This window comes from Peptostreptococcus sp. MV1, assembly GCF_000758885.1.
Classification (GTDB): Bacteria; Bacillota; Clostridia; order Peptostreptococcales; family Peptostreptococcaceae; genus Peptostreptococcus.
In genome coordinates this window covers 17,461-28,600 of record NZ_JRNB01000056.1, presented here as the reverse complement: position 1 = coordinate 28,600, position 11,140 = coordinate 17,461, and the positions used below count along the sequence as shown (strand labels likewise).

At 35.8% G+C, this 11,140-nt stretch carries 10 protein-coding genes; 2 read left to right on the top strand and 8 right to left on the bottom strand.

From position 1 onward, the window contains the following. Positions 1-72: 72 nt before the first annotated feature. Together HMPREF1639_RS04175 and HMPREF1639_RS04170 are read left to right on the top strand one after the other, a co-directional pair. Complete coding sequence (locus HMPREF1639_RS04175) at positions 73-855, top strand: LytR/AlgR family response regulator transcription factor (RefSeq protein WP_198021057.1); 783 nt, start codon at positions 73-75, stop codon at positions 853-855. 2 nt (positions 856-857) lie between these two features. Continuing rightward, positions 858-2,150 (top strand): sensor histidine kinase, encoded by a 1,293-nt coding sequence (locus HMPREF1639_RS04170; RefSeq protein WP_036763615.1) that lies wholly within the window; start codon positions 858-860, stop codon positions 2,148-2,150. 26 nt (positions 2,151-2,176) lie between these two features. On the opposite strand, the gene sigH is transcribed toward HMPREF1639_RS04170, so the two are convergent. The 8 genes from sigH to HMPREF1639_RS04130 form a co-directional block, all read right to left on the bottom strand. Then, complete coding sequence (gene sigH, locus HMPREF1639_RS04165; protein WP_052045415.1) at positions 2,177-2,836, bottom strand: RNA polymerase sporulation sigma factor SigH; 660 nt, start codon at positions 2,834-2,836, stop codon at positions 2,177-2,179. 18 nt (positions 2,837-2,854) lie between these two features. Beyond that, positions 2,855-3,397: an NYN domain-containing protein gene (locus tag HMPREF1639_RS04160; protein ID WP_036763612.1), complete on the bottom strand. Its 543-nt coding sequence runs from the start codon at positions 3,395-3,397 to the stop codon at positions 2,855-2,857. Then, entirely contained in the window at positions 3,384-4,118 is a 735-nt protein-coding gene (gene rlmB, locus HMPREF1639_RS04155; RefSeq protein ID WP_036763610.1) for a 23S rRNA (guanosine(2251)-2'-O)-methyltransferase RlmB, read from the bottom strand. Before rlmB ends, HMPREF1639_RS04160 begins: the two co-directional genes overlap by 14 nt. A gap of 121 nt (positions 4,119-4,239) precedes the next feature. Further along, a complete protein-coding gene (locus HMPREF1639_RS04150) occupies positions 4,240-4,686 on the bottom strand; it encodes a Mini-ribonuclease 3 (protein ID WP_036763607.1) in 447 nt (148 codons plus the stop codon). Beyond that, the gene (gene cysS / locus HMPREF1639_RS04145) at positions 4,671-6,074 is read right to left on the bottom strand and encodes a cysteine--tRNA ligase (RefSeq protein WP_036763605.1); all 1,404 of its coding nucleotides are present in this window, start codon (positions 6,072-6,074) and stop codon (positions 4,671-4,673) included. The genes HMPREF1639_RS04150 and cysS overlap by 16 nt, the downstream gene beginning before the upstream one ends. A 34-nt stretch (positions 6,075-6,108) precedes the next feature. After that, positions 6,109-8,673 carry a cell wall-binding repeat-containing protein gene (locus HMPREF1639_RS04140; RefSeq protein ID WP_036763603.1) on the bottom strand — a complete coding sequence of 855 codons (2,565 nt, stop codon included), beginning with the start codon at positions 8,671-8,673 and terminating at the stop codon, positions 6,109-6,111. 136 nt (positions 8,674-8,809) lie between these two features. Further along, the gene (locus HMPREF1639_RS04135) at positions 8,810-9,562 is read right to left on the bottom strand and encodes a TIGR03943 family putative permease subunit (protein WP_036763601.1); all 753 of its coding nucleotides are present in this window, start codon (positions 9,560-9,562) and stop codon (positions 8,810-8,812) included. Beyond that, positions 9,555-11,138: a permease gene (locus HMPREF1639_RS04130; RefSeq protein WP_036763599.1), complete on the bottom strand. Its 1,584-nt coding sequence runs from the start codon at positions 11,136-11,138 to the stop codon at positions 9,555-9,557. Before HMPREF1639_RS04130 ends, HMPREF1639_RS04135 begins: the two co-directional genes overlap by 8 nt. Positions 11,139-11,140 lie beyond the last annotated feature (2 nt).

Below are 11,140 nucleotides of genomic sequence, written 5' to 3'. Positions count from 1 at the left end.
AATATTTTAGGGAGTTAGTTGTAATAAAAAAGTCCATAAAAACTTGACACTGTCATTTTCATATGTTTGTAATTGGTATTTAAAAAGTATATAATAAGGTTAGTCTTATACAAAGTTATATTGGAGGATGACAAACAACAAATGATAAGAATAGCAATTTGTGATGATGAAAAAAGATTTTGCTTAGAGCTAGAAAAATATATATTGAAGTATGAGTTTATAAATGATATAGAAATAGAAATTAAAAAGTTCTATACGGGTGAAGATCTTATTGAATTTATAAAAAAAGAGGAAGTCGATCTTTTATTTTTAGATATAGAGCTTGTAAAAATGAACGGTATAAGTGTAGGTGAATATATAAGGGATACCCTAGAAAATTACAAAACAGAAATAGTATATTTTTCCTCTAAGGACTCTTACGATAGACAGTTATTTAAAACAAATCCTTTTGATTTCTTAGAAAAGCCTATAGATATTGATAAATTGAACTCTATCATAAAAAAGTTTATAAAAATAACAGGAAAGAAAGACGAAGTCTATAAATATAAGAAAAATAAGACGATATGTTCAATACCTTATGACGAAATAATGTATCTTGAATCAGAGGGACGTCACATAAAAATAATTAAAAATGGAGAAATGTACGATGTATTTAATGGAAAAATTGGAGATGAAAAAGAAAAATTTATTACCAGAAATTTTGTTAACCCTCATAAATCATATATTGTAAATCTTAAGTTCATTGTTAAGATATCTGCTAGCAAAATAGAGTTAAAAAATGGACTTATAATAAATATTGGCAGAAAGTATGTAGACGAAACAATGCGAAAATATATGGCATATCGGAGGGGGTAATAATGCTTACAAGTTATGATTGTATTTTTATGTTATTAGAAGTTATCTATACTTTGACTGTATATAAGATAATAAATGTATTCTTTACTAATAAAAAAATTAATTCTGTTTATGAAAAAATTTTATATGCTATCTTTAATATTGCTGTAGTTGCAGTATATTTAAAATTTAATATACCATTATTAACAATTGTAGCAAATTTCATATTTATATTGTTATTGTTGAGCTTGATATATGATGATACCTTTAAAAGAAAAGCTCTTGTTACAATTTTGATTATTTTCTTCTTATTGATATCAGATGTATTATTATCTATGATATTTATAAATGTAGTTAATGAAAATATACTCCAAAAAAATAATTTTTTTGATATATATGTGGTATTTATTGTAAATATGATAAGATACTTATTTGTATTAATAGTTATTAATTTTTATAAAATAAGAATTGAAAAAAACATACCATTAATATTCTCATTGCCAATAGCCTTAACAGCAGTAATATCTATGGTGGTCACTATAAATATGCTTTTAGTTGTTGATCGTAATAATTATAAGTTTATTTTTATTAACATGGTTTTAATTTTTATTATTTGTATTATACTAATATATATTTTTAATAAAATAGTAAATGTAATGACAGAAAATGCTAGACAAAAAATTCTTATTAAACAAAGCGAATATTATAAAAAGCAAATAGAAGCTGATAGAAATCATATTAATAATACAAGAAAAATAAAGCATGATATGAAAAATCATATGTATGCTATAAAAAATATGGCTGAAAATAATATGAGTAAAGATATTATTACTTATACAAATGATATTCTAGGAAAAATAGAGGGTGAAAAAGTATACATAAATACTGGTAACTACCTAATTGATGGTATATTAAATGTAAAATTTGAAGAAATAAAAAATCAAGGTATAGATTTAAAATATGATGTAAAAATACCAGAAGGAATTAAACTTCCTGAGTTTGAAGTTATAACCATTTTAGGGAATTTGCTGGATAATGCTATTGAAGGAGTAAAATCAATTAAAGATAATAGATATATAAAAGTCTTTATATCATATAAAGATAGTAATTTGCTTATAAAAATAGTAAATACATTTGATGGTCTAGTAATAAAAGACAATAAAGGATTTGTTAGCAGAAAGGAAGAAAAAGCCTACCATGGAATTGGGCTTGAAAACGTACGTGAGCAAGTAGAAAAAAGTAATGGGTATATGAATATTGATACAGGTAACTGTATGTTTACTGTTGATTTATTTGTTAGGTTGTATAATATTTAGCGTTGGTGAGAGAAAAAAAAGAGCTCCTAGGGTAAAGCCGGGAGCTCATTACTTTCTATAAACTTCTCTATCTTCTTTTTAATCCTCTGTATAGCATTATCTATAGATTTAGAATCCTTCTTCAACTCTACAGATATTTCCTTATAGCTCTTACCTTCCAAATACTGACCCAATACCTGTTCTTCAAATGGACTCAAAACTTCTGCCATCTTCTGCTCCATATACTCATATTCTTCCTTGAGTATAGTCATCTTCTCCGGATCAGACTCAAAATTACTAGTAATCATATCGAAGAGGCTTCTCTCAGATTCATCTTCAAATATAGGCTTATTCAGAGATATATAAGAATTTAGAGGTATATGTTTTTGTCTAGTCGCAGTCTTTATAGCTGTTATTATCTGCCTAGTAATACATATATCTGCAAAGTGCTTAAATGAGCAGGTATGACCCTGGTCATAGTCCCTAATAGCCTTGTATAAACCTATTAGTCCCTCCTGAATTATATCTTCCTTGTCGGCCCCCACCAAAAAATATGTTTTAGCCTTGGCCTTTACTAGGACACTATACTTGTCGATTATGTGCTCTATAGCCTGTGAGTCGCCAAGCTTTGCCATATTGATAATTTCAATTTCGTCTTTAGCTTCCAAATTGCTATTCAATTGTTCTTGTTTACTCACTTCTAGCATTCTAAACCACCCTTTTATCTATATTTTCTTACGCCTTATCTTTTCCAACTTTTCATATATGTCGCTGTCAATCTTATTTTCTAACCTGTTCATAGAATTAAACTTGTTGGACTTGGACTTGCTGGTCTTTCTCAAAGAGTCCTTGTACCTATTTAATTCTTCAATCAGTTCCCTGGCAGGCACCCTGGAGCATCCCTTGCCCAAGACTATCTGTTGCTCTGCATAGTCACTCGTAGCCACATATACCTGGTCATACTTGGACATACCTGATATAAACTTTTCTATATAGGTATCTGCTGTTTGATTTTCCTTGGTATATACGACGGTCACACCATGGTGGTCCTCGTATTTTTCCTCAGTACTCTTTACATTATAGGCATCAAAGACCACATAGGCCTCGTAGCCTTTTATCTTTGAGTACTCATGTATAATTTCTACCAACATATCCCTAGCAAGCTCTAGGTCATCATCTGAAGTCTTTTTCAGCCTGGGCCAGGCATTTATTATATTGTATCCGTCAACTACCAAAAAGGTCTTGCTTATATATTTACTTGCTTGCATTTCTCTGCCTATATACCTCGTACAATAATATGCCACCTGCTACGGAAGCATTTAGGGATGTGACATTACCGGACATAGGCATGCTAACTGTGAAGTCACAGTTCTGCTTTACCAGTCTAGATATGCCCTCTCCTTCACTACCAACTACCAAACCAAGTGGTCCAGCTAAATTTTGCTGATAGAAGGTCTGTCCATCCATATCTACAGCTGCAATCCATAGACCATTCTCCTTTAAGGTCTTGATAGTGTTGACGATATTTGTCACCTTGCAAACAGGCACATATTCTACAGCACCTGCAGAAGCCTTGGCAACTATAGGAGTTATCTGGACACTCCTCCTCTTTGGTATTATTATGGCATGGGCTCCAACAGCATCAGCCGTCCTAATAATTGAGCCTAAATTGTGTGGGTCTGTAATACCGTCTAGTATTATGAAGAAGGGATCTTCCCCTCTCTCCTTTGGTATTTCCAATATTTCGTCTAGGTCGTAATACCTATAATCACTAGTTATAGCTATTACCCCTTGGTGGGCATGACTCTCTGACATTTCATCCAACTTGTGCCTATCTACTTCTTGTATTATGACCTTATTATCCCTGGCCATTGCAAGAATTTTCTTGATAGAACCTTCCTTTGAAGCCTTATTTACCATTATTTTTTCTATAGGCCTATTATTTTTTAGGGCCTCTATTATGGGATTTCTACCCTCTATTATTGCCAAACAGTTCACCACCTTGTTATTATTATCGTTGTTATGATTGTTATGATTGTTATTGATCTTCTTATTTTTTATATTTTTATACTTATAAATCTACCCACATATCTTGACTAATTTTAATATTTTACCTAAACTTGTGAGCCGGACCTGGTTCTGACTCTATTACCCTTATAGACTGGGCTATAATATAGTCTAGCCTGTCCTTGTCTCCCTTTAGGTAGAGATAACCTACAAGTGCCTCAAAACCAGTAGAATGCTTGTAGTCAATCATGCTGGCATTTTTTGCACTAGTTGCTTTTTTGTGGTTTCTAGCCCTCTTAAATACACTTAATTCATCTGGAGCCAGCAGGTCTTCTATTCCTTTGATGGCCCTTGCCTGGGAACCTGCCTTCACATATCTTATAGCCAATTTGTGTAAATTATTAATCTTAAAAAAGATATTTTTTTTAATTAGGTACTCTCTTATATAGGATTCATATACTGTATCACCTAGGTAGGCCAGGGTAAGAGGGGATATTCTCACCAACTCATCCTGGCTCAACTTAAGCCTTAGGTCTACATTCTCTTCCATTTTACACCCTGTCTAGTATCTTCTATAGCTATTCCCATTGCTGTTAGCTCATCTCTTATCTGGTCAGCTAAAGCAAAGTCCTTGTCCTTCTTAGCCTGGGCCCTCTTGGCTATCATTTCTTCAACCTTCTGACTTAGCTTATCATCTACGTCTGTAGCCTTCTTGGCTATATTTAAAACGCCTGTTAGTTCATTGAACATGTCAAGATTCATCTGGACAAATTCCTTTGATGACTTGTCTGATACATTAGTATTCATAAACTTGGCAAGCTCGAATATAACGCTGATGGCGTCTGCTGTATTTAGGTCGTCATCCATGGCCTCTATAAATCTTTCCCTATATCTAACAAGGCTAGCTGCTAGGTCCTTTTCTTCATCACTTAGCTTAGAGTCGGCTAGATTTCCTAGGATAAATTCTGCATTATCCCTAGCATTTGTCAACCTCTCTAGACCTGCCTTGGCCTGTTCTAGGACTGTATCTGAGAAGTTCACTGGATTTCTATACTGTGTTGCCAATAGGAAGAACCTTACCAAGCCTAGGTCATACTGCTTTGATATGTCCCTTACTGTAAAGAAATTACCTAGAGACTTGGACATCTTTTCTCCATCTACATTTATATAGCCATTGTGCATCCAATACCTTGCAAATTCATGGCCATTTCTACACTCACTCTGGGCTATTTCATTTTCGTGGTGAGGGAACTGTAGGTCCTGACCACCTGCGTGTATATCTATTGTATTACCCAAATACCTGTTAGACATTACTGAACACTCTATATGCCAACCCGGTCTACCTTCACCCCATGGTGATTTCCAACCTGGCTCTCCTTCTTTTTTAGCCTTCCAAAGAACGAAATCTAGTGGATCTTCCTTCTTATCATCTACATCTATCCTGGCACCTAGTTCTAATTCTTCTATATTCTGGTGGGACAATTTTCCGTATTCGTCAAATTTTCTAGTTCTAAATAGGACATCTCCACCTGCCTCATAGGCATAACCCTTGTCTATTAGGTCCTGGACAAAGTCGATGATATAGTTGATATTGTCAGTTACCTGTGGGTGGACTGTAGCCCTCTTGATACCTAGACCATCACAGTCTACAAAGTATTCCTTGATATATTTTTCAGCCACTTTCTCTGGAGATATTCCCTCTTCGTGACTCCTCTTGATTATCTTGTCGTCTACATCTGTGAAGTTCTGTATGTAGGTAACCTCATAGCCCCTATATTCAAAGTACCTTCTTAGGGTATCAAATACTGTAAATGGTCTTGCGTTTCCTAGGTGGATAAAGTTGTATACAGTAGGTCCGCAGACATACATCTTTACCTTGCCCTCTTCTAGAGGTATAAATTCCTCTTTCTTTCTAGTCATTGTATTGTATATTTTCATTAGAGCACCTCCAACACATACTTTTTATCTTTGTTTATTTATTGGTGTTATTTGGGTTGACTGTTTCTACCTTCTTGCTATCAACCTGTAGACTGTCAATTTTATTGCTGTCTAGCTGGATATTTTCAGTCAGCTTGGTATCAGCCTGAACGCCAACATTCATCTTGTCATCGGCCTTGTTTACACCGTTTATATCCATACCTGCATGACTACCAGCCTGCATGATCAATAATTCAGTCACTGCCATACTATTAGGACCCTGACCTACCTGTGTAATATTGGCTATTTTCTTTGTTTCTAGGGCCTTGACCTGTTTTTCTGACAATCTTCCATTTGCTAGAACGATTGGTGATGACACCTTGGCTGCATATGCGCCAACTGCCAAACCATCTATCAGCTCATCTGGATTTTTCTGACCGTTCTTTGATACAAATACATAGTCCAGCTTGTCTGATGGGTAGAATTTTTCTATTATCTGGGCATTTGTATCACTTCTATTGATGCCACTGACCCTCTCTGGTGAAATTAGGGTAGATGCCACACTCCTTGGAACTGACTCCACACCACCTATTATGTATGACTTAGTCACCTTTGATGAATCCTTTAGCTCATCTGGTATAGAGTACAAGCCCTTGTTGTCTGTCAATATTATAGGGATAGTCCTCTCTCCTGCAACAGGTGAGAAACTGATAGCGTCTGCTAGTCCCTTGTAGCCATTTACTAGGGAAATAGTGTCTACCTTCTTTATTTTCAAGACCTCTTCAGCTATCTTCTTGCTTGTATCCTTCCTATCATTTCCTGATATTCTCTCAACCTTCTTGCCAGAAGCTACTATCTTGTCCTCTAGGTCTTTTGATATAGAGTCCTTACCACCTATTATAATTATATTTTTTGCCTTCAGCCTATCTATTTCCTTGCCAGTAAGGTCGTTTAATTTGTCCTTTTCAGTAAGTAAAATAGGGGCTGACTTTAGCCTTGCCAATGGTGTAGCTGTCAATGCATCTGCTATAGCCTTACCATTTACTAAAAATGCAGTTTCTGATTCTTTCCAACCGTCACTTGAAACCCTGACAGCTGTATCATACCTGTTGACACCAGCCAGTGACTTACCACCCTGGTAGGATTTTGTAATACCCTTTATTACTAGGTTGGCAGGTGCGTATCCAGACATCTTGTTGAGGTCTATAAAATTTCCCCCTCTCAAGACATATGACTGACCTATATTTGCCTTGGCCTTGAACATATCATAGCCCTTGACATTCATCTCCATAGCTATCTTGGACTTCCTCTTGTTGGCCCTGTTATCTATCCTGACAACTATAGCTCCCTTGCCTGTTGCTAGTGGGAAATTGCTGATATCCTCAGTTATATAGCCTGAATAAGGCACTGTTCCAGACTTTAGGAAGATCCTATTCTTGTAGTTTATAGCCTCATTTCCATTTATTGGTATTAGGTAGATCTCATACTTGGCACCTATACTATCAGATGCAAACATAACACCCTGTAGGGCTTCATGCTTGCCAAAATCAAATACATTGGCTGTAGTCAGAGTGTTGTCTGCCAGTGAAGCCGTCATAGAGTATTCATGCTGGTATAACTTCTGACCTTGGTCTGGCCTGACCTCTGCTATTGAATAATTATCCGTATATGACAATATATTTCTATCTTCATATGATATCCACATATAGCCCTGCTCAGAATTGTACTTGCCCCAGCTATTCTTGACCAACCAGGCACCCTTTGATGATGGCTTGGCTGCCCCATCAAATTTCTCTACAGGATAATCATCATCCCAACCAACTATTGTGATAGCATGGTTCTGACCTAATTTTTCATTTAAATAATATGAATTTGAATCACCACTTAGGTACTTTTTATTGTCGTAGTAGCCTGACATAACTGCCCCATACTTGGATATGGCATTCTTTACAGAAGTCCTATCAGCAGCTACATTTATGACACCAGTTACATTGTATGGTATCTTGCTGGCAGAATCATAATTAGCAGGCTTCTTGGCCCCATTTTCTCTGGTAAGCCTACCATTGTAGGGAATGTCTTTTTCTAGCTTGGGACCCAACCAAGATGTGAAGTATCCTATAGATGTTTCATTGGTAGAACCCTTGGTATCACCTATATTCCACCCATATACACTATCCTTGGCCCACCACCTCATGTGTTCTTCAGACAGGTCAAAGTCCCCATAGCCCTTTAACTTCAAGAAGGTCTCTAGGCTGGCATTACCTGCAAAAGTCCAGCATATACCTAGACTCTCCTGGTCTCTAACACCAGTCATATAGCCATGCTCTCTAGGGTCAAACTTACTAACATTTTCCCCATCCCTCTTTGAATAGGACCTTATCTGAGTAGCCGCAAATTCAAACGGTCTTACGCTAATATTCTCTACCTCACTGCTACTAGAATTTATCCTTGAATCACTGGCTTCTGTACTAGTATATTGACTAGTATTTATATATTCTATACTAGGAGAATCCACCTGGTCAGCACTGACCTGGAAAAGAGATCCACTAGACAAAATCATTGAAAATACAGATAAAATTATAATTTTTTTGAAATTTTTTCTATTTTTATTAAAAGTCATCCAACTCTCCTCTACTCTATAATTAAATTCATCTTACATATATAAAAATATGTAAAAGTCTCCATTTACATCATACCACTAAATATGATTTTCTTCAACTAAACAAGACCTTCTAGACATGTCAAGTTGACCTAATTTATTTTATGTATACATACTCATCTGTAGGCCTTCTAGCCTCCTTCAAGGATATGTTTGTGACCTGTGGAAGCTGTTCGTAGTTGTAGGTATACTTCTTGTTTTCTGCAATACTTCCAGTCACATAGTACCACTGGCCATCCTTTAGTTTATCATAGCCCTTGCCATTATATATAAAGCCACATGGCTGCATATCTGCCATGCAACATATCATTCCCATTCTTCCCAGAACTACAAATTGATTTTTTTGACTTGGGTCCTTGAATACCCTGGCCAAAAACTTGAACTGGTCATCCTTGTACCTATCCCAGGCAAAGGTACAATCGTAGTACCACTTGAGATACATATCATCATCAATATCTATATAGGACTTGCCTGCCTCCCTCTTGTAGACAGTTTCCTTGACTACCTGTAGATTTTGTGATGGTGGTGGTCCTGACAAGACTTGGTCAGATGAACCTGTGTCTCCTATTGAGCTAAAGCTATCTGTATTTATATAAAACATTACCATAATAGGTATAAATATCACAAAATACCTGGCCAACATATTCATATGCCTAGGCCTAAATAGGGACATAGATGATATACCTGCCATTACTAGCAGAACCACCACACTAAAGATCAATATTAGGTTGAACTTTGGATGTACAAAGCTATTTATCCTGCCTGTGTAGAGGTTGACGGCTAGAGCCACTGCCACAAATAATTCTATTAGGAGTTCTATCAAGACCTGAAAATTCAATTTATTAAACAAGCTTAAAACCTCCTCCCAACAAGGCAAATACTAAAAAGGCTATATAGACTAGCCCCATTATCATATAGGCCATGAACTTATTTTTAAATGTACCAAACATGACTGATAGGTTGGTAATATCCAGCATAGGCCCCATAACTATAAAGGCCAAGATTGCATTGGCAGGCATGACATTGTAGAAGGTCCTAGCTATAAAGGCATTTGATGTAGAGCAGACCGATATAAAGAAGGCTGCTACTAGCATAGCAATAAGGGCTACAGCATTTATCTTATTCATACCCATAAATACATCCTTAGATATAAGTACCTGAAGGACTGCAGATATAAAGGCTCCGATAATCACATAAAAACCAACCTTGAATAGCTCCTTCCTAGTATGAACTACTATGGCCTCCAAATATTTCATCCTTCCATTGGACCTGAACTTGTAAATAGCACTATCACTGATAGAATACTTGTCTATATGGTCCTTGACTATACTAACCTTATTTCTCTTTTCTATTAGCATTAGTAGCATACCTATCACCATGGCAAGCAAGAGTCCAAATCCTATCCTATACATGATAACCCTCGGCATATTCGGAAAGGCATAGTAGGTAGATAGGATAACTATGGGGTTGACTGCCGGCGATGCCAATAAAAATGTTATGGCCACCGGATAAGAGTAGCCCTTCTTGATAATTGAAGTAGCTACAGGCACCATGGCACAGTCGCATACAGGGAAAAATATACCTGCAAACAAGGCTACAAACAAGGACTTGATACTAGTCTTCTCAAATATCTTATTAAACCTATTTGGAGATACAAATACCTGTATAAGGCTGGACAAAATGGCCCCAATGAGCAGAAATGGTAATATCTGAATCACCAAACTCAGAAAAATTCCCAATATCCTCTGCATTTTTCCATTGTAAAAATCTGGAGCCAAAAACTTGGCCCCTATAATTATCATATTCAAAATAACGAAGGCAAGACCAAACTTCACTATCTCCATATCCGACCTAGACATGGAGTCTGATATAATATCTGCCTCATCGTCTAAGAACAATTCATGGTCAAGGTGAAAATCACAGGCACGATTGATATGTTTAATGGCCTTGTATTTAAGGTTCATATCTTCTAATTCATAGTCTTGGCTCTTTGTCATGACCAGGATATCGCAATTAGATATCTTGCCAACCATGATTGCTTCCATATTCTTGATGTATATATCAAAGGTCTTGTAGTCCACCACATCTATTAGGTTTTTGATATAATATCCTCTTGAAAACTTTATAGACAAGACCTTTTCAAGGTCCCACATACCATTGTATTCTATCAGTATATAGTCTGGATTTAGTCTCTCAATTTCACTATTTATCATATCCTGATTAAATTCATCTTCTTTGAGTATATCTATACAGTTTATGTCCACACTGTCTATGCTTAGGTCCTTGTAGGACTCTAGTCCAAATTCGGTGTTTATTATTAATATATTTTTATATTTTTTTATAGCTTCATGTTCTATTAATTTTTTTATAAATGATGTCTTGCCGGCCTCAAATACACCCGTGACAAGATCAATTACTCCTGACATTA